The 18592-nt window shown below is 70.6% G+C and carries 17 protein-coding genes and 1 tRNA gene; 13 read left to right on the top strand and 5 right to left on the bottom strand.

The window, feature by feature from the left end; translation table 11 throughout:
* The first annotated feature begins 12 nt into the window (after positions 1–12).
* The gene (locus ACQE3C_RS08530; protein ID WP_434538760.1) at positions 13–1191 is read left to right on the top strand and encodes an MFS transporter; all 1179 of its coding nucleotides are present in this window, start codon (positions 13–15) and stop codon (positions 1189–1191) included.
* Here ACQE3C_RS08530 and ACQE3C_RS08525 read toward each other — a convergent pair whose 3' ends face one another.
* On the bottom strand, positions 1192–2658 hold the full coding sequence (locus ACQE3C_RS08525; RefSeq protein WP_434538759.1) for an MFS transporter: 1467 nt from the start codon (positions 2656–2658) through the stop codon (positions 1192–1194).
* 213 nt (positions 2659–2871) lie between these two features.
* Between ACQE3C_RS08525 and ACQE3C_RS08520 the strand changes: the two genes are divergently transcribed.
* Positions 2872–4113 carry an APC family permease gene (locus ACQE3C_RS08520; protein WP_434538758.1) on the top strand — a complete coding sequence of 414 codons (1242 nt, stop codon included), beginning with the start codon at positions 2872–2874 and terminating at the stop codon, positions 4111–4113.
* Between the two features lie 22 nt (positions 4114–4135).
* Here ACQE3C_RS08520 and ACQE3C_RS08515 read toward each other — a convergent pair whose 3' ends face one another.
* Both ACQE3C_RS08515 and ACQE3C_RS08510 read right to left on the bottom strand, forming a co-directional pair.
* Positions 4136–4585, bottom strand: a complete 450-nt coding sequence (locus ACQE3C_RS08515; protein WP_434538757.1) for an SRPBCC family protein — start codon at positions 4583–4585, stop codon at positions 4136–4138.
* A 15-nt stretch (positions 4586–4600) separates the two neighbouring features.
* Positions 4601–5743, bottom strand: a complete 1143-nt coding sequence (locus ACQE3C_RS08510) for a hypothetical protein (protein ID WP_434538756.1) — start codon at positions 5741–5743, stop codon at positions 4601–4603.
* A gap of 106 nt (positions 5744–5849) precedes the next feature.
* Here ACQE3C_RS08510 and ACQE3C_RS08505 point away from each other — a divergent pair, with 106 nt between their 5' ends.
* Positions 5850–7181, top strand: a complete 1332-nt coding sequence (locus ACQE3C_RS08505) for a serine/threonine protein kinase (RefSeq protein ID WP_434538755.1) — start codon at positions 5850–5852, stop codon at positions 7179–7181.
* Between the two features lie 42 nt (positions 7182–7223).
* On the opposite strand, the gene ACQE3C_RS08500 is transcribed toward ACQE3C_RS08505, so the two are convergent.
* Entirely contained in the window at positions 7224–8813 is a 1590-nt protein-coding gene (locus ACQE3C_RS08500) for a dolichyl-phosphate-mannose--protein mannosyltransferase (protein ID WP_434538905.1), read from the bottom strand.
* Positions 8814–9212: 399 nt separating this feature from the next.
* Between ACQE3C_RS08500 and rsmI the strand changes: the two genes are divergently transcribed.
* Genes rsmI through ACQE3C_RS08475 form a run of 5 tightly spaced genes read left to right on the top strand, consistent with a single transcriptional unit; the run spans position 9213 to position 13293 of the window.
* Entirely contained in the window at positions 9213–10046 is an 834-nt protein-coding gene (rsmI, locus tag ACQE3C_RS08495) for a 16S rRNA (cytidine(1402)-2'-O)-methyltransferase (RefSeq protein ID WP_434538904.1), read from the top strand.
* Positions 10043–10963: a TatD family hydrolase gene (locus tag ACQE3C_RS08490; RefSeq protein WP_434538754.1), complete on the top strand. Its 921-nt coding sequence runs from the start codon at positions 10043–10045 to the stop codon at positions 10961–10963. Before rsmI ends, ACQE3C_RS08490 begins: the two co-directional genes overlap by 4 nt.
* Positions 10960–11823: a 16S rRNA (adenine(1518)-N(6)/adenine(1519)-N(6))-dimethyltransferase RsmA gene (gene rsmA / locus ACQE3C_RS08485; RefSeq protein WP_434538753.1), complete on the top strand. Its 864-nt coding sequence runs from the start codon at positions 10960–10962 to the stop codon at positions 11821–11823. The genes ACQE3C_RS08490 and rsmA overlap by 4 nt, the downstream gene beginning before the upstream one ends.
* Before the next feature lie 4 nt (positions 11824–11827).
* Entirely contained in the window at positions 11828–12745 is a 918-nt protein-coding gene (locus tag ACQE3C_RS08480) for a 4-(cytidine 5'-diphospho)-2-C-methyl-D-erythritol kinase (RefSeq protein WP_434538752.1), read from the top strand.
* A gap of 50 nt (positions 12746–12795) precedes the next feature.
* Complete coding sequence (locus tag ACQE3C_RS08475) at positions 12796–13293, top strand: MarR family winged helix-turn-helix transcriptional regulator (protein ID WP_434538751.1); 498 nt, start codon at positions 12796–12798, stop codon at positions 13291–13293.
* A gap of 14 nt (positions 13294–13307) precedes the next feature.
* Here the strand turns inward: ACQE3C_RS08475 and ACQE3C_RS08470 are convergent, their stop codons facing one another.
* Positions 13308–13925: a TetR/AcrR family transcriptional regulator gene (locus ACQE3C_RS08470; RefSeq protein ID WP_434538903.1), complete on the bottom strand. Its 618-nt coding sequence runs from the start codon at positions 13923–13925 to the stop codon at positions 13308–13310.
* A 231-nt stretch (positions 13926–14156) separates the two neighbouring features.
* Here ACQE3C_RS08470 and ACQE3C_RS08465 point away from each other — a divergent pair.
* The 5 genes from ACQE3C_RS08465 to ACQE3C_RS08445 all read left to right on the top strand — a co-directional run bounded on the left by ACQE3C_RS08465 (position 14157) and on the right by ACQE3C_RS08445 (position 18542).
* Positions 14157–14235, top strand: a tRNA-Gln gene (locus tag ACQE3C_RS08465).
* Positions 14236–14296: 61 nt separating this feature from the next.
* Positions 14297–15748 carry a 6-phospho-beta-glucosidase gene (locus tag ACQE3C_RS08460; RefSeq protein ID WP_434538750.1) on the top strand — a complete coding sequence of 484 codons (1452 nt, stop codon included), beginning with the start codon at positions 14297–14299 and terminating at the stop codon, positions 15746–15748.
* 51 nt (positions 15749–15799) lie between these two features.
* Positions 15800–17065 carry a bifunctional UDP-N-acetylglucosamine diphosphorylase/glucosamine-1-phosphate N-acetyltransferase GlmU gene (glmU, locus tag ACQE3C_RS08455; RefSeq protein WP_434538749.1) on the top strand — a complete coding sequence of 422 codons (1266 nt, stop codon included), beginning with the start codon at positions 15800–15802 and terminating at the stop codon, positions 17063–17065.
* Positions 17062–18051, top strand: a complete 990-nt coding sequence (locus ACQE3C_RS08450) for a ribose-phosphate diphosphokinase (protein ID WP_434538748.1) — start codon at positions 17062–17064, stop codon at positions 18049–18051. Before glmU ends, ACQE3C_RS08450 begins: the two co-directional genes overlap by 4 nt.
* An 11-nt stretch (positions 18052–18062) precedes the next feature.
* Positions 18063–18542, top strand: a complete 480-nt coding sequence (locus tag ACQE3C_RS08445; RefSeq protein ID WP_434538747.1) for an aminoacyl-tRNA deacylase — start codon at positions 18063–18065, stop codon at positions 18540–18542.
* Positions 18543–18592 lie beyond the last annotated feature (50 nt).

Genomic DNA, 18592 nt, shown 5'->3' with positions numbered 1-18592 from the left:
GCCCCTCCGCGGGTGACCTCGACCATTGCCCAGCGCCGGGGGGCGCTGTTCTCGCTGTTCTTCCTCGCCGGGCTGGCCCTGTCGTCCTGGGTGACTCGCACACCGGCGATCCGCGACCTGCTCGACGCCAGCACCGGTGAGATGGGCCTGGTGCTGCTCGGGCTGTCGGCCGGTTCGATGGTCGGCATCCTGTCCTCGGGCCCGCTGTGCATCCGTTTCGGTGCCCGGCCGGTGATCACCGTCGGCAACATCGGGATTGTGGCCAGCATGCCGACCATCGGCCTGGGTGCTGCCGCCGGCTCGGCCGGGCTCGTGGTGGCCGGGCTGTTCCTGTTCGGCGCCGGTTCCGGTGGCGCCGACGTGGCCATGAACGTCGAGGGCGCCGACGTCGAGAAGATCATCCAGCGCCCCTTCCTGCCGCTGCTGCACGGCGGTTTCAGCCTGGGCACGGTCGTCGGCGCGGTGGCCGGCATCGTCGCGATCGCCGCCGGGCTGCCGGTGACCTGGCACCTGATCGCGGTCGGCGCGGTCGGGCTGGTGCTGTTCCTGTGGGCGATCCGCCACCTGCCGCCTGCCACCGGACGAGCCGAGCCCGGCGACCGGCCGGTCGGTGCCGCCGACAAGTCCGGGCTGTGGCGCGACCCGCGGCTGCTGCTGACCGGCCTGGTGGTGCTGGCGATGGCCCTGGCCGAGGGTGCGGCCAACGACTGGCTGCCGCTGGTCATGGTCGACGGCCACGGCCTCGACCCGGCCCTCGGGTCGGTGGTCTACGCGGTGTTCGCCGCCTCGATGACCCTCGGCCGGTTCGCCGGTGGCCCGGTCATTGCCCGACTCGGACGAGCCCAAGCGCTGGCCGCCAGCGCCGTGCTCGGCGGAGTCGGAGTGCTGCTGGTCAGCGTGGTCGACAACGTCGTGGTGGCGTCGGCCGCGGTGGTGCTGTGGGGGCTGGGCGCGGCACTCGGCTTCCCGGTGGCCCTGTCGCTGGCCGGTGACTCCGGCCCGAACCCGGCCGCCCGGGTGGCCCTGGCGTCCACGATCGGCTACTTGGCGTTCCTGGTCGGGCCGCCGCTGCTCGGACTGGTCGGTGACGAGGTGGGCCTGCGCTCGGCGCTGCTCATCCCGATGGGCATGCTGCTGGTCGGTGCGGTGGTCGCGACCCTGCTCGGGCGCCGCACCGCCGGGCGCGGCTGATCAGCCGGCCGCGGCTGAAGGGCCGACCGGACGACGGTGCTGGCGCTCGTCCAGCACGGCCAGCGCGGCCGCAGCGAGGATGCAGACCAGGATCATGCCGTAGGCGCCGGCGAAGGCAGTCGTCCACCCCCGCGGCACCAGGGTGAACAGCACCCCGACGACCATGGCGTTGCCCAGTGCGGCCCCGATGCGTTCGACGGTCTGCTTGATGCCGCCGGCGGTGCCGCCGTGCTGCGGCGGCACGTCCTGCATTGCCAGGGTCTGGTTGGCCGAACCGACCACACCCATGCCGAAGCCGTTCAGCATCAACGTCAACGACAGCAGCCACCAGGGGGCCCCGTGCGGCACCAGCAACCCCACCCCGATGCTCAGCAGGGTGCCGGTGGCCATCAGCAGCAGCATCGCCACGATCAGCTGGCGGCCGTGGCTGAGTACGTACCTGACCGACCACACCGACGAGAACGCGCTGACAATCGCATTGGGCAGGCCCACCAGCCCGACCAGGACGACGGCCACCCCCAGACCGGACTGCAGGAAGATCGCCCCCACCGCGAAGGTGCTGGCCACACCGAGGAACATGGTGCCCGAGACCAGCATGCCGTTGCGGAACGAGCGGTAGGCAAACAGCGACAGGTCGACCATCGGGGCCCCACCACGCGCCGCATAGGCCCGTTCCCAGCGCACCCAGAGCCAGGCCAGCACCGGGGCGGCCGGCAGCAGCCACCACGCCCACGCGGCGTGGGCCATGAACGGGAACATCAGGCACAGGATCGCCAGGGTCAGGATCACCGAACCGACCGGGTCGAGGTCGAGCTTGCGACCCACCAGCTCGGGGGCGCCGGCGCGGCGTCGGCGTTCGTTCTCGAAGGGGAACCACAGCAACCCGAGCACCACCGCGAGCAGCCCGATCGGGATGTAGATGAAGAACGCCCAGCGCCAGCCGTCCTCGGGGCCGATGGCCTGGATGATGGTGCCGGTCAGCACCGGCCCGACAGCCACCGACGCCGAGATCACCAGCCCGAACAGCGCGAAGGCCTTCGCCCGGCCCTGCCCGGTGAAGTACTGCTGGATCATGCCGGTCACCTGCGGTGAGAAGATGCCGGCCCCGACCCCCTGCACGATGCGGGCGGCGTTCAGCACCAGTGGGTTCGGCGCCAGCCCGCAGACCAGCGAGGCACCCAGGAACAGCACCAACCCGATCAGGAACCAAGTGCCTCGTCCGAGCACGTCACCGGCGCGGCCGGCCGGGATCAGCGACACCCCGAACGCCAGCGCATAGCCCGACAGGATCCACTGCACATCGGTCGGGCTGGCCCCCAACCCCACCTCGATGGTGGGCAGCGCCACATTGACCGCCGAAAGCGCCATCAGCGACATCGACAGGGGCAGTAGCAGCACGGCCAACACCTTGAGCCGGTGGAAGGTCCGCTCGGTGCCCTCGACGCGGATGAGGTTGGGATCGGTCACCGGGCCGTTCTATCACGAGCCGGCCGCGGTACCCATTCCGTCGGCCCTGGCCCCAGCAACGTGCATCGACCGGGGTGGAAAGGGCTGTCAAGGCCGGTTGTCGGCCGGTCGATGCACACTGCTGGGGGGATGCGCCCGTTCACCCGCAGCCCGTCCACCCCGCGGCGGTCGCGTTCACCCGGGGGACACCTTGCGCCACTAGGGTCAGCCGACGTGAGCCAATCCACGCTTGCCCGGCGACTCGGGCTGGGCGACGCCACTGTCATCGGCGTCGGGTCCATGGTCGGCGCCGGCGTCTTCGCGGTCTTCGCCCCGGCAGCCCAGGCGGCCGGGGCCGCACTGCTGGTCGGCCTGCTGCTGGCCGCCGTCGTGGCCTACTGCAATGCCACCTCCTCGGCGCAGCTGGCCGCCGTCCACCCGGTCGCCGGCGGCTCCTATGCCTACGGACGAGCCGAGCTCGGGCCGTGGTGGGGCTTCGCCGCCGGCTGGTGCTTCGTGATCGGCAAGACCGCCTCGTGCGCGGCGATGGCGCTCACCTTCGCCGCCTACGTGGTGCCCGGCGGGTGGGCCCAGCGGCTGGTGGCAGTCACAGCCGTGCTCGTGCTGGCCGCCATCAACTACCGCGGCATCACCCGCACGGCGCTGGCCACCCGCATCATCGTGGCCGTCGTGCTGGCCGTCCTGCTGGTCTGGGCCACCGGCAACCTGCTCGCCGACGGGCCGAGCCACCTGGCCGGGCTGAGCATCGAACCCAGCCTGCTGGGCGTGCTGCAGTCGGCCGGCCTGCTGTTCTTCGCGTTCGCCGGCTACGCCCGGATCGCCACCATGGGGGAGGAGGTGCGTGACCCCGCGCGCACCATTCCCCGGGCGATCCTGGCCGCTCTGGCGATCGCGCTGGTGGTCTTCACCGTGGTGGCGCTGACTCTGCTCGACCGGCTCGGCGTCGAGGCGCTGGCCGCCAGCACCCGACCGGTGCACGAGGCCGCCGCCATGATCGACCCCTCCGGGGCGCTGGCGCTCGCGGTGACCGTGGCCGCCGCCCTGGCCTGCCTCGGCGCGCTGCTGAACCTGATGACCGGCATCGGGCGCACCACCCTGGCGATGGCCCGCGAGCGTGACCTGCCGACCTGGTTCGCCGGCATCCACCCGCGCTTCCAGGTGCCGCACCGCGCCGAGGTCGTGCTGGCGGTGGTCGTCAGCGTGCTGGTGGCCTTCGGTGGGCTGCGTGAGGTGATCAGCTTCTCCAGCTTCGGGGTGCTGCTCTATTACACCGTCGCCAACCTGGCCGCGCTGCGGCAGCGCGAGGGCCGCCGCTACCCCCGCGCGCTGCAGGTCCTCGGCATCGCCTTGTGCCTGCTGCTGGTGGCCACCCTCACCTGGCCGGTGCTGCTCACCGGCATCGCGGTGCTCGTCGTGGGCCTGCTCGGACGACGCCTCCTGCGCCCCGCCGACTGAGCCAGGCCCAGTCGGCGCCCGCTCAGTTCTCGAGCAGGGCGGCCAACCGGGCCAGGGAACGGTCCAGGTCGGCCACGCTCACCGAGCGGGCCTCCTCGAAAAGGTCCTCGCGGGTCAGGGTCGTCCAGTCGTAGCTGTGGGTGACCACGCTGGTGGCCGAATCGTCCGGGTTCGGCACCGCCGCCCAGCGCCACAGGAACCCGAACGGCTCACCGCCCACGGGGCAGGGCATCCACGCCACCAGCCGGTCGGCCTCGAACTCGACCACCCGGTTCTCACGCACCTTGCCGTTGCTGTTCAACATCAGGAACGAGACGCCCGCTGCGGTGATCGGCGTGGCGTCCTGGGCGGCGGTGGTGTTGCCGCGGCCGTCCATGTCGGGGTGCCGACGGGGGTCGGCGACCACCGCGAACACCTGCTGCGGGGTGGCCCGGACGACACGGCTCGCCGCCACGGTGCGGTCCTCAGTCATGGTGGCCGACCCCGGTCAGTGCTGCTGGCGATGCAGGGTGACCTGCGCCATGCCGGCGATGATCAGCAGCACACCGACCACCAGCATCGACCACAGCACACCCTCGGGCAGGCCGGACGAGCTGGTGGCGTAGACCACCTGCGGGCCCAGGCCGTTGTTGGTGGCGCCGAAGGGCGAGGCGATCAACTGGTAGGGCAGCACTGCGGTGGTCTCCTTCGTACTCGACACGCTGACGACCAGCGTGTAATACCCGGGCAGGTTCGCCAGGCTCCTGGACACGTAGAACGCCGGGTCCAGCGTGGCATCGGTCGCACCACCCGGGGACAACCAGACCGGGTTCAGCGAACCGAACTCCCCGGCCGGGTTGACCAGGTACAGCCCGCCACGCAGGCCGGCCTCACCCACCTGATCGCGCACCGACGGCGGGGGGTCGGGGAACACCAACTGCACCTGCATGCCCTGGCCCCACTCCAAACCGATTCGGTAAGTATGCAGCACACCGGTGCCGATCGAGCCGCTCACGGTCTGGTTGGGCTCCAGCACCTGCGCGTCGTCCAACCAACTGCCGGGTTCACCGGGGGTGCTGTTGCCCACGCTGATCGGCGACAACTGGTGCTCCACGTCGTGCTCGGGGTAGTCCTTGTCCTCCACCCCGGCCACGGTGAACAGCCTGATCCGCACCTGCGTGGCCTGCTCGGCCTCACCGCTGCGGCTGACGCTCAACAGCAGCCGGGTCGCGGTCAGGCACTGGTCACCTTCGCGCCGGGTCGACTCCACGGTGGCCGACATCACCGGGTCGCGCACCGAGGCGTAGCTGCTGGCGGCCGCCGACGAGCACCGGTTGCCGGCCGCATCGGTCAGCTGCACCTGCAGGCCGTCATCGGCCCCGGGGGTGCTGGGCGCGGTCACCGAGATGGTGACATCGGTACCGAGGTCACGTTCCACGGTGTAGACGCGCACACCCTCATCGGTGCCGGCGGTGCCCAGCTCGTCCCAGGAGTCGCCCTCGGGCAGCAGCGGCGCGCCGGTCGACACGCCGGTGCCCTGGATGCGCTGGCCGTAGGGGTTCTGTTCACCCGACCCGCACCCGCTGACCAGGAGGACCACGCCCGCCGCCAGGGCAGCGAGCAGTCTGGTCGTCCAGCGCGGTGAGGTCATGACAGCGAGTCTAGACAGCCGCGGCACCCCTGCCCACGCCGCGCGCAACCCGCGGGCGGGGATTGCATGGGGATGTTTGGCCCGACAACTGGCAAGATGGAGCGCGATGGGTGAAGTCTTCGCGGGTCGTTACGAGCTCGTCGACCCGCTGGCGAGCGGGGGCGGCGGCGTCATTTGGCGCGTCTGGGACCTGCGTGTCCAGGAGTACCGCGCCGGCAAGGTGCTCAAGCAGTCCCACTCCGACTCCCTGATCCGGTTCATGCGTGAGACCAGTTGGCGGGTCGAGCACGAGCACGTGATCACCCCGCTGGGCTGGGCCGGTGAGGACGACAAGGTGATGTTCACCATGCCGCTGATCCGCGGCGGTTCCCTCGCCCAGATCATCAAGGAGCAGGGCGCGCTGCCGCCCGCCTTCGCTGTCAAGATCATCGAGCAGCTGCTCGAGTCACTGGTCGCGGTCCACGAGACCGGGCTGGTGCACCGCGACGTGAAGCCCGCCAACATCCTGATGGAACCGAGCGCCAGCCCCGGCAAGCCCGACCCGTTCACCTACCTGTCCGACTTCGGCATCGCCGCCCCGATCGGTGACCCGCGGATGACCCGGGCCACCGAGGTGATCGGCACCCCGGGCTACATGTCACCCGAGGCCCAGTACGGCGCAGACCCGACCCCGCAGCAGGACCTGTACTCGGTGGGCGTGGTGCTGCTCGAGATGCTGACCGGGCGCCGCCCCCCGGCCGACGGCACCCCCGAGATCCCCGCCGCCGCGGCGAACGTGCCCCTGGGTCGCTTCATCGCGAAGCTGTTCGACGAAGAGACCAAGCGCTACCAGACCGCCCGTTCGGCGCTCGATGCGCTGCACGCGACCACCCTGCCGCGCACGGGCAATCGTCCGATCGTGGTGCCCGACCGCATCCCCGACTTCCCGGAGGGCTGGAACGAGGCCGGGCCGATGTCCGCCCAGGCCGGCAGCCAGGCGCGCCCCGGCGCGATCCCGGCGGGCGGCTCGGTCACCTCGCTGCCGGGCCAGCAGTTCCCGATGGAGCAGGCCCCCAGCGGGGCCCAGCAGCACCGACCCGCCCCGGGGTGGGCGCCCACCGACACCCCCGGCCAGTACCAGAACTCCCCGGTGAGCGGACGACGGACTCCCCAGCCGCCCCCGAACCAGCCGCAGCAGGTGCCGCAGGGGATGGCCTCGCCGTCTTCGCGGCCGATGCCGTCCCAGCCGATCCCGGCCCAGCCGCTGGTCGGGCAGGGCTACCGCCCCGCCGCCCAGCAGGTGGCTCCCCAGGGTGGCTACGGGCAGGTCGCCCAGCACCAGCAGGGGAGCCGCACGTTCCTGCAGAAGTACGCCGCCCTGCCCGAATCGGTGGGCTGGGGACTGCTCGCGCTGGGTGCCATCGTGGCCGGCCTGGCGCTGTTCCTGCTGCTGATCTGAGTCCTGCTGCTGGTCTGAGCAGGCGTCAGATCCGGGCAGGCGTCAGATCCAGGAGCCGAACCACATCCGCATCATCCACTGGCGGCGGGTGAGCAGTTGGTCGGTGTAGATCGGCCAGTTGAAGGCGAAGTTCAGCACCACGATGCCGACCACCGACGAGACGATCCACGAGTTGCGTTTGCGGTCGGGGTCGGTGGGTGCCCCCAGCAGTTTGCCGAGCACCAGCGCCAGGCAGACCACGGTGAACGGGATGATGCAGACCGCGTAGAAGAAGAACAGCGGTCGCTCGGTGTACTGGAACCAGGGCAGGTACATCGCCAGCGCTGCCACGATCGGCAGGCCGAAGCGCCAGTCGCGACCGGCGATCCAGTAGATCAACCCGGCGATCAGCGCCGCTGCGGCGAACCACCACAGGGTCGGGGTGCCCAGCGCGGTGATCACCCGCAGGCAGGTGTCACCGACCGCCTCGCAGCCCTGTTCACCGGGCTGGATGCCGTTCTGGGCGTCGATGCCGATCGGGCGGGCCATCACCAGCCAGCCGGCCGGGTGGGCCTCGTAGACGTGGGTGGCGTTGTTGATGAAGTCACCGGTGTGGAACTCGAACATCGAGCGGTGGTAGGCCAGCCACGACCCCAGCCAGTTGGGCAGGTCGGCCAGTACCGAGCCGGAGTTGTTCGGGTTGACCGCCCAGTTGCGGTCCCACCCGCCGGTGGTGCGGAACCAGCCGATCCAGCTCGCCATGTACACCGGCACCGCCAGCACCACCATCGAGATGAACGCCGGGATGCCGTCACGCAGCAGCGCCCACCACGAGCGGGCCCGGGCCCCGGCCAGGCGGCGGGCCGAGACGTCCCAGAAAACGGTCAGCAGCCCGATCGCGGCCAGGGCGTAGATGGAGTTCCACTTCACGGCGATCGCGCAGCCGAACATGATCCCGGAGACGACCCGCCAGGGCCGCCACCACAGGGCGGGCCCGAACTTCCCGTCGAGGTCGGGTTGGCCGATCTTCTCCAGGTGTCTGCCCAGGCGTTGTCGGAACCAGTCCCGGTCGGCGGCGATCGCCGCCACCGCGGCCACCAGGAAGGTGGCCTGAAAGATGTCGAGCAGGCCGATGCGGCTCATCACGAAGTGCAGCCCGTCGAAGCACAGCAGGATGCCGGCGATGGCGCCGACCAGCATCGAGCGGCCCAGCCGCGCCGCCAGCCGGATCACCAGAAAGATCATCAGCGCGCCGAAGATCGCCGAGGGCACCCGCCACCCCCACGAGTTCATGCCGAACAGCCACTCACCCGAGGCAATCAGCCACTTGCCCAGCGGTGGGTGCACCACATAGGCCGAGCAGATGTCGTCGACGGCGTTCGGCCGGGCACAGGGGCCCTGGATGAACAGCCCCGTCAGGTCACCGTTGGCGATCTTGTCGTTCGCGTCGGAGACGAAGTCGTGCTCGAAGCCGTGGTTCAGCAGCGCCCAGGCGTCCTTGGGGTAGTAGGTCTCGTCGAAGACCAGCTTGCGCGGGAAGTCGAGGTGCCACAGCCGCAGGCCCAACGCGAACAGGGTGATCGCGATCGTGACGACCCAACCGACCAGCCCCGAGCGCGGCGGGCCGTCCTTGAGGCGTTCGATGGTGGTCATCGGTGTGGCCGGCGTGATCGGCTCACCGACCGGCAGTGGCTTCAGGACGCGCTTCGACCCGCTCACCGGGGACGCCGCGTCGAACGGGTCGTCGCCGTCGTCGAGGCTGTCGAGGTCGGCCTGGTCCGCGGGGTCAAGGTCGGGGCTCACCGGTCCGTAGACCACCGAACCAGCCGGACGAGTCGTAGCGACGACCTCGTCGGCACCGGGTTCGGTGCTGGTGTCCTCCTGCTCGGGCATGCGGGTCACCGTGCCATCGTATGCGCATGCGAGGGCAGGGTCGGGCAGGATGGACAGGTGACCAGCCCGGACGACCTCGACAGCCCGCAGCCCGACGGCTCGCAGCCCGACGGCCCCGGGCCCAGCAACAGCCCCCGGCCCAGCAACAGCCCCGGGCGGGTGGTGCTGGCCGCCACCCCCATCGGGCACTCGAGCCAGGCCTCTGACGCGCTGCGGGTCGCCATCACCGCCGCGCCGCTGATTGCCGCCGAGGACACCCGGCGGTTCACCACCCTGCTGCGCCGACTCGGCCTGCGCACCGAGGCCCGCATCGTCAGCTTCTACGACCAGAACGAGGCCGACCGCACGCCCGAGCTGGTGGCCGCCCTGGCCGAGGGTGACGTGCTGGTGGTCTCCGACGCGGGCATGCCGCTGGTCTCCGACCCCGGCTACCGGCTGGTCCAGGCCGCACTGGCCGCCGGCCACGAGGTGACCGCGCTGCCCGGGCCCTCGGCAGTGCTGACGGCACTGGCCGTCTCGGGCCTGCCCACCGACCGGTTCTGCTTCGAGGGCTTCCTGCCCCGCAAGGACGGCCCGCGGCGCCGGCGCCTGGCCGACCTGGCCCACGAACCCCGCACCATGGTCTTCTTCGAGGCCCCGCACCGGCTGGTCGACTTCCTGGTCGACGCCGCCGATGCCTTCGGGGCCGAACGCCCCGCCGCCGTCTGCCGGGAGCTGACCAAGCCCTTCGAAGAGGTCCGCCGCGACGGGCTCGGCGCCCTGGGCGAGTGGGCCGGTGAACACGCCCGCGGGGAGATCTGCGTGGTCGTCGCGGGCGCCGAGGAAGCCGACGACGAGGTCGACCCGTTGGACCTGGTGCGTGCCCGGATGGCCCAGGGTGAGAAGCTGTCTGCTGCTGTTGCCGAGGTGGCGGCGACCACCGGCGCCAACCGCAAGCAGCTCTACGCTGCCGCGATCGCCGACCGTGACTCGAGCCCAGGAGGACACCGATGAGCACACCCACCGGCCTCGACGCCCGGCTGGACGGCTGGGGCCTGCCTCCGCTGCCCGAGCCGCTGCCGCGTCCGGTCATCGACTCACACACCCACGCCGACACGACCACCGAGTACACCGGCCTCGACGCCGACACCAGCCTGGGCCTGGCGCACCGGGTCGGGGTCACCCGCTTGGTGCAGGTCGGCTGCGACGTCGAGGGCAACCAGTACGCCGTCGACCTGGCCCGCCGGGTCCCCGGGGTGGTGGCGACCGTCTCGATCCACCCGAACGAGGCCGCCCGCGCCGCTGACCTGCTGGACGACCAACTCGCCCAGGTCGCCGAACTGGCGACCAGCGCGGCTGATGTCGTCCGGGGGATCGGCGAAACCGGCTTGGACTATTACCGCACGCGGGACCCCGAGGGTCATGAACGCCAGCAGTACAGCTTCACCCGGCACATCGAGCTGGCGATTGAGCACGACCTGACGCTGGTCATCCATGACCGCGACGCCCACGCCGACATCCTGAAGATGCTCGACCGGGTCGGGCTGCCGAACCGTATCGTGATGCACTGCTTCAGCGGCGATGCCGACTTCGCCCGTGAATGCCTCGACCGGGGTGCCTGGCTCAGCTTCCCCGGGGTGGTCACCTTCGGGTCGGCCGGCCCCCAGCGGGAGGCGCTGTCGATCACCCCGCTCGACCGGGTGCTGGTCGAGACCGACGCACCCTTCCTGACCCCGGTGCCCGCCCGCGGCCGCAAGAACGCGCCCTACGTGCTCGCCCACACCGTCCGTTATGTCGCCGACCACCTGGGGGTGGGCCTGGAGCAGTTGTGCGACCAGGTCAGGGCCAACACCTTCGCCGCCTTCAACGGCGAATGGGACGAGATCGACCCTGCCCACCAGCAGCTCACCAGCGCCGGGGCGCAGCGGTGAACGGGGACTCGAAGCTGCTGGGGGCGGCCGCCGTCCGTGAGCTCGCGGCCCGGCTCGACCTGACCCCGACCAAGCAGCGCGGGCAGAACTTCGTCATCGACGCCAACACCATCCGTCGCATCGTCGCCCTGTCGGGGGTCGGCCCGGACGACGTGGTCATCGAGGTCGGCCCCGGCCTGGGGTCGCTGACACTGGGGCTGCTCGAGGTCGGCGCCGAGGTGACCGCCATCGAGATCGACGACCGGCTCGCCCGGCAGCTGCCCGACACCATCGCCGAGCGGATGCCCGAGGCGGCTGAACGGCTGCGGGTGGTCGAGTCCGATGCGCTGGCGGTGGCCACGCTGCCCGGCCCGGCGCCGAGTGCGCTGGTGGCCAACCTGCCCTACAACGTGTCGGTGCCGGTGCTGCTGCACCTGTTGGCCCAGTTCGACACCTGGCGCACCGGCCTGGTGATGGTGCAGCTGGAGGTCTGCGACCGGCTGGTCGCCACCCCCGGGTCGAAGGTCTACGGGGTGCCCTCGGCGAAGCTGGCCTGGTACGCCGAGGCCACCCGGGTGGGCACGGTGCCGCCGAAGGTGTTCTGGCCGGTGCCCAACGTCGACTCCGGACTGGTCCGGCTGGTCCTGCGTGACCCACCGGCCACCACCGCCACCCGCGAACAGGTCTTCCAGGTCATCGACGCCGCCTTCGCGCAACGCCGCAAGATGCTGCGAGCCGCGCTGGCCGGCCTGTGCGGCGGCTCGGCCGCGGCGTCCGAGGTGATCGAACGGGCGGGCTTCGACCCGCAGGCGCGCGGCGAAACGCTCGACATCACAGCGTTCGCGAAGATCGCCGAGTCCCTGCACTCTGGGCTAGGTTGAGCGGGTGCAAGAGACAGGATTGGGCCGGGTGAAGGTCAGGGTTCCGGCCAAGATCAACCTGGCGTTGAAGGTGGGGGCCCTCGCCGAGGACGGCTTCCACCCGATCGGCACGGTTTTCCACGCCGTCTCGCTGTACGACGACATCGAGGCCAGGTCGGCCGACGAAATCACCGTCGAGCTGCGCGGCGAGGGCGCCGAAACACTGCCGCGCGACGAGGCGAACCTGGCCGTCAAGGCCGCCCAACTGCTGCGCGAGAGCTACGGGGTCGACGCTGGCGCCCTGATGTCGGTGCTGAAGACCATTCCGGTGGCCGGTGGCATGGCCGGCGGGTCGGCCGACGCCGCCGCGGCGCTGCTGGCCTGCGCGATGCTGTGGGACCTCGACACCCAGCCCCAGGACCTGCACGAACTCGCCAGCCAACTGGGCAGCGACGTGCCGTTCGCGCTGATCGGTGGCACCGCGCGCGGCACCGGACGAGGCACCGAGCTGGTGCCGATGATCAGCCGCGGCTCCTACCACTGGGTGCTGGCGATGGCCCGCGACGGACTCGGCACGCCCCAGGTGTACCGACGCTTCGACGAGATGCATGCCGCCGGTGAGCTCGAACCCAGCACCGAAATCCCCACCGAACTGATGAACAGCCTGGCCACCGGCGACGTGGCCGGGGTGGGCGGGGCGCTGGTCAACGACCTGCAGGCGCCGGCGATCAGCCTTCGTCCCGAACTGGGGTCGGTGCTCGACCACGGTCGTGATTTCGGCGTGCTGGGCGCCGTGCTGTCGGGTTCGGGGCCGACCTGCGCCTTCCTGGTCAGGTCGGAGGAGGTCGCCATGGACCTGGCCGGCCACCTGAAGACTCACCCGGCGGTGTGGTCGGTGCGCCGGGCGGTGGGCCCGGTGCCGGGGGCGCGGCCGGTCAGTTGAGCCCAGGGGGGTTTCTCGACGTGGAGAGATTCCGTGAAAGAATGCAGGGCATGCAGGACGAAGTGGATGAACTGATTGCTGCCTGGCGTCGTGAGCGGCCCGACCTGCCCCTGGAACCGATGGCGTTGTGGTCACGGGTCAAACGCCTCGAGCAGTACCTGGACATGGCGCGGCGCAGCGCCTTCGCCGAGCACGGCCTGGAGATCTGGGAGTTCGACGTGCTGGCCGCCCTGCGGCGGGCCGGGGACCCCTACCACCTGACTCCCGGGCAGTTGCTGAAGGAAACCCACGTCACCTCCGGCACCATGACCAATCGCGTCGACCGCCTGGTCGAGCGCGGCTTCGTCGTCCGCGACAGCCACCCGGTGGATGGCCGGGGTGTGCTGGTGGTGCTCACCGAGCAGGGCAAGCTGCGTGTCGATGCCGCGCTGGACAGCCTGCTCGCAACCGAGGAGTCGCTGCTCGGGTCGCTGTCGAGTGAGCGGCTCGAACGCATCGGGGACGACCTGCGGGTCCTGCTGCTGGCCCAGGCGGCGGCCCAGCAGTAGGGGGCGAGTCGGGCTCAGTCGGTCGGGTGCGGGGGGTCGGTGTCGATCAGCCCGGGCTCGAACTCGAGGTTGCGCATGCCGTTCCAGGCCAGGTTCACCACGTGCGCGGCGACCACTTCCTTGGCGGGCTCACGCACGTCGAGCCAGGACTGCCCGGCCATGGCGACCAGCCCGACCAGCGCCTGGGCGTACAGGCCCGCGAAGGCGGGGTCATAGCCCTGCCGCGCGAACGGCCGGGCCAGCAGGTCTTCCACCTTGGCGGCAATGTCGCTGAGGATGCTGGCGAACGAACCGCCGCTGCTGCCCACCGAGGAGTCACGGGCCAGGATCCGGAAGCCGTCGGGTTCGGTGTCGATGTAGTCGAGCAGGGCCATCGCACCACGCTGGATCAGCTCGCGGAAACTGCCCTGGACCATGATCGAGGTGCGGATGGAATCGAGCAGGTTGCGTGACTCGCGGTCGACGACCACCGCGTAGAGCCCCTCCTTGCCGCCGAAGTGTTCGTAGACGACGGGCTTGGAGACCTGGGCGGTGGCCGCGATCTCTTCGACCGAGGTGCCCTCGACGCCGTTGGCGGCGAACAGCGACTTGGCCACCTCGATCAACTGCTCGCGGCGCTCGGCGCTGGTCATCCGCACCCGGACGCGTCGGGCCCGGGGGAGTGCTTGGCCGTTCGTCCGTTGCCCCGACGCGGGCCGGGCGCTGGGCAGGGACGAATCGGGCTGGTGGGTCACCCGGTCAGTCTCCCCGATCGGGCGGGCCGGCGCCAAAGGCCGCCCCGGTGCGGCGTGTCATCGCCGACATGCTTTCCGTGCGCGCATTCCGTAGAGTGTCGTTGTTGCTCGGCCAGTGGCCGGCAACATTCCCCGGTTGGTCTGCCGGCAGGGCCCGCCTGACTTTGAATCAGGACAAGCGACGTAGGTTCGACTCCTACCCGGGGAGCTTTGTTGCACGACCCGTCACCAGCCTGAAATGGGGCGACAGTTGGTGGCAAGCTGAGGGGGTGAAACTCACCCTGCTCGGCGGTGGCGGCTTCCGCGTCCCGCTGGTCTACCGCGCACTGATGGCCGACACTCTGCCCGGGCGGGTGACCGAGGTCCGCCTGCACGACACCGACCGTCTGCGCCTGCGGGCCATCACCCAGGTGCTGGCCGAACTCGCCGACGGCGCCCCCGACGCCCCGCTTGTTGTCTCCACCACTGACCTCGGACGAGCCCTCGATGGCACCGACTTTGTCTTCTCGGCCGTGCGGGTGGGTGGCACCGCAGCCCGCGCCACCGACGAACGGATCTGCCTCGACCACCACATCATCGGGCAGGAGACGGTCGGTGCCGGTGGCATCTCCTACGCCCTGCGCAGCATCCCCGTGGCCCTCGACTTCGTCGATACCGTCAAGGCCCACGCCCCCGACGCCTGGGTGATCAACTTCACCAACCCCGCCGGGGTGATCACCCAGGTGATGCGCCACGGCCGCGACGGCAACGGCCTGGGCGAGCGGGTCATCGGCATCTGCGATTCCCCGGTCGGGCTGGCCCGGCGGGCGCTCGGTGCGCTGCAGCTCGGCGGCCTCGTCCCCGACGACCTGGGCCCCGTCGGCACGGGCGCCACCGGGCCGACCGGGCCAGCCGGAACCACCGCTGAGCCCCGCGTCCGACTCGACTACCTCGGGTTGAACCACCTGGGCTGGCTGCGGGGGCTCCACGTCGACGGCACCGACGTGCTGCCGCTGCTGCTGGAGCGGGCCGACCTGCTCGAGACCTTCGAAGAGGGCAGGCTGTTCGGAACGCCACTGCTGCAGACCCTCGGGGCGATCCCCAACGAGTACCTGCACTTCTACTACTTCACCCGCGAGGCGCTGGCCGCCGACCTGCATGCAGCCGCCCCCCGTGGCGCCTACCTGCAGGAACAGCAGGGCCGCTTCTACGACGCGGTCGCCGCCCTCGGTGGGGCCCCGGGCGCCCACGCCCTGTGGGAGGCGACGCGGCTCGACCGGGAACAGACCTACATGGCCAGCAACCGGGAGGCGGCCGGTTCCTTTGAACGCGACCAGGCCGACCTGCAGACCGGCGGCTACGACCAGGTCGCCCTGGCCATCATGGGTGCCATCGCCAACGACCGGCCCGCCGAACTGGTGCTCAACGTCGCCAACCGCGGCACCATCGCCGGCCTGGCCGACGACGATGTCATCGAGGTGCCCTGCCGGGTCGACGGCGACGGGGTCCACCCGCTGCCGGTCGACGACCTGTGGCCGCACGCCCGCGGCATCGTCACCAACGCCAAGTACGTCGAGAACACCACCATCACCGCCGCCCTCACCCGGTCACGTCGCCACGCGCTGCTCGCGCTGCTGCACCACCCGTTGGTCGCTTCCTACCCGCTGGCCTGCCAGGTGCTGGACGACCTCGTCGCGCACCACCCCCCACTGGCTGACTTCGCCGAGGTGCCGAACCACTAGAGTGGGCAGCGCCAGTCCGGCAGCCCGTACAGCCGTGAAGCGGAGGACCCCGTGACCCAGCCACCCCAGGACCCGACCACCCCAGACCCCGGACGAGCGCAGCCCGTCGCCGCCGTCGTCGTGCTCGCGGCCGGCGGCGGCACCCGGATGAAGTCGTCCCTGTCGAAGCTGCTGCACCGGGTCGCCGGGCACACCATGCTCAGCTACGCGGTCTCGGCGGCCTCGGCGCTCGACCCGCAGAACCTGGTCGTGGTGGTCGGCCACAACCGCGAACAGGTTCTGGAGCACCTCGGTGAGATCGCCCCCGAGGTCCGCACCGCCGTCCAGGAGGAACAGCGCGGCACCGGGCACGCCGTCGGCTGCGGCCTGACCGGGCTCGAGGACATCGAGGGCGAGGTCGTGGTCACCTACGGTGACGTGCCGATGCTGACCGGCGAGACGCTCGCCGAACTCGTCCAGGCCCACCGCGAGGCCGGAAACCAGGCCACGGTGATGACCGCGGTGATCACCGACCCGACCGGCTACGGTCGCGTCATCCGCGATAGTGACCGGGTGGCCCGCATCGTCGAACAGAAGGACGCCAGCCCCGAAGAGCTCGAGGTGCAAGAGATCAACTCCGGCATCTACGTCTTCGACGCGCAGGTGCTGCGCCACGGCCTGGCCAACCTCAACACCGACAACGCCCAGGGCGAGCTGTACCTGACCGACGTCATCACCATCGCCAACGCCGAGGGCCACCGCGTCGGCGCGCACATCATCGACGACCTGTGGCAGACCGAGGGCGTCAACGACCGGGTGCAGCTGGCCCGGATGAACGCCGAGATGAACCGCCGCATCGTCGAGAAGTGGCAGCGTGCCGGGGTCACCGTCTTCGACCCGGCGACCACCTGGATCGAGTCCGAGGTCGACCTGGCCCAGGACGTCACCCTGCTGCCCAACACCCAACTGGCCGGCGCCACCTCGGTCGCCACCGGCGCCACCATCGGCCCCGACACCACCCTGCGTGACGTCGAGGTGGGGGAGGGCGCCACCATCATCCGCAGCCACGCCGAACTGGCCGTGGTCAGCGCCGGCGCCGTGGTCGGGCCCTACGCCCACCTGCGCCCCGGCGCCGTCCTCGGGGAGCACACCACCGCTGCAGGTTTTGTGGCGGTCCGCAACGCCACCATCGGTGAGAACACCACCGTCGCGCCGCTGAGCTACGTGGGCGGTGTCGAGGTCGAGAGCGGTACTGTTCTTCAGCCCGGTGCGATCCTGATCGACGCCGAGACCATCCATGTGAACGCCCAGACCAACCGTCCGGAGGACCAGCAGTGACGACCACCACTGGTGTCAAGCGCCCCAATGACAAGGAGATCAAGCTCTTCGCGGGGCGCGCCCATCCTGAACTTGCCCAGGAGATTTCCGACCTGATGGGCGTCCCGCTGGTGCCCACCCGGTCACTGGCCTACGCCAACAGTGAGATCTACGTCCGCTTCGAGGAGTCGGTGCGTGGTTCGGATGCCTTCGTCATCCAGTCGCACTGTGCCCCGGTGAACGAATGGCTGATGGAACAGTTGATCATGGTCGATGCGCTGAAGCGGGCCTCCGCGAAGCGGATCACCGTGGTCGCACCGTTCTACCCCTACGCGCGACAGGACAAGAAGCACCTCGGACGCGAACCCATCTCGGCGCGGCTGGTGGCAGACATGTTCAAGGTCGCCGGCGCCAACCGCATCATGGCGGTCGACCTGCACGCCGCCCAGATCATGGGCTTCTTCGACGGCCCCGTCGACCACCTGTGGGCGCTGCCGGTGCTGGCCGACTACGTCCGCAACAAGTACAGCTCGAGTGAGGACCTGGTCGTCGTCTCTCCCGACGCCGGACGAGTGCGCCTCGCCGACATGTGGACCGACCGGCTGCACACCCCGCTGGCGATCATCCACAAGCGCCGCGACCCCGACAAGGCCAACACGGTCGACGTGCACGAGGTCGTCGGTGACGTGGTCGGCAAGACCTGCCTGCTGGTCGACGACATGATCGACACCGCCGGCACCATCTGCCAGGCCGCCGAGGCGCTGATGCAGCGCGGCGCGGCCAAGGTGATCGCCGCGGCCACTCACCCGATCCTGTCGGGCCCGGCCGCCGAACGGCTGAACAACTCCCCGTTCGAAGAGATCATCGTCACCAACACCCTGCCGACCCCGCCCGGTGTCGACATCCTCAAGCTGACGGTGCTCTCGATCGCCCCGCTGATCTCGAAGGCGATCCACGAGGTCTTCGAGGACGGTTCGGTGACCAGCCTGTTCAACGGACAGGCCTGAGGCCGGGCCGGGTGACCAGCCAACCCAGCCCCGAGCAGCGCGCCCACGACGCCCTGGTGGCCTCGGGTGCCGCGTTCACCATCACCCGGCACGGACGAGTCGGTTCCCTGGCCGAGGCCGCCGCAGCCCGCGGTGTCGAGCCGGGCGACATCATCAAGAGCCTGGTCGTGCGCCGCAGCGAGGGCGACTACTTGTTCGTCCTCGTGCCCGGCGACCGGGAGATCAGCTGGCCCAAGCTGCGTGAGCTGCTGGGCGTGAACCGGCTCTCGATGCCCGATGCCACCACGGCCCGCGAGGCCACCGGTTACGAGCGCGGCACCATCACCCCCTTCGGGTCGCTCACCGCCTGGCCGGTGGTGGCCGATGCCACCATGCGGGGACGCACCGTCTCGCTGGGTGCCGGGGCCCACGGGGTGGCCGCCACCATGGCCGGTGACGACGTCATCGAGGTGCTGCAGGCGCAGGTGGCCGACGTCACCGAACCCGCCTGAAAATCCCCGTGCCGGATTTGTTCGCCCCGCGCGCCGACCGTTAGGATGGC

The sequence above is a fragment of the Aestuariimicrobium sp. Y1814 genome (genome assembly GCF_050113895.1).
Lineage (GTDB): Bacteria > Actinomycetota > Actinomycetes > Propionibacteriales > Propionibacteriaceae > Aestuariimicrobium.
Note: the sequence above shows the minus strand (reverse complement) of the source record. Positions and strands in the feature narration are given on the sequence as shown.

Bases quoted from the DNA above. Each gene is read 5' to 3' on its own strand.
- ACQE3C_RS08490 (WP_434538754.1), top strand. From the start codon at position 10,043: ATGAGCACACCCACCGGCCTCGACGCCCGGCTGGACGGCTGGGGCCTG.
- ACQE3C_RS08475 (WP_434538751.1), top strand. From the start codon at position 12,796: ATGCAGGACGAAGTGGATGAACTGATTGCTGCCTGGCGTCGTGAGCGG.
- ACQE3C_RS08505 (WP_434538755.1), top strand. From the start codon at position 5,850: ATGGGTGAAGTCTTCGCGGGTCGTTACGAGCTCGTCGACCCGCTGGCG.
- ACQE3C_RS08470 (WP_434538903.1), bottom strand. From the start codon at position 13,925: ATGACCAGCGCCGAGCGCCGCGAGCAGTTGATCGAGGTGGCCAAGTCG.
- ACQE3C_RS08515 (WP_434538757.1), bottom strand. From the start codon at position 4,585: ATGACTGAGGACCGCACCGTGGCGGCGAGCCGTGTCGTCCGGGCCACC.
- ACQE3C_RS08500 (WP_434538905.1), bottom strand. From the start codon at position 8,813: ATGACCACCATCGAACGCCTCAAGGACGGCCCGCCGCGCTCGGGGCTG.
- ACQE3C_RS08510 (WP_434538756.1), bottom strand. From the start codon at position 5,743: ATGACCTCACCGCGCTGGACGACCAGACTGCTCGCTGCCCTGGCGGCG.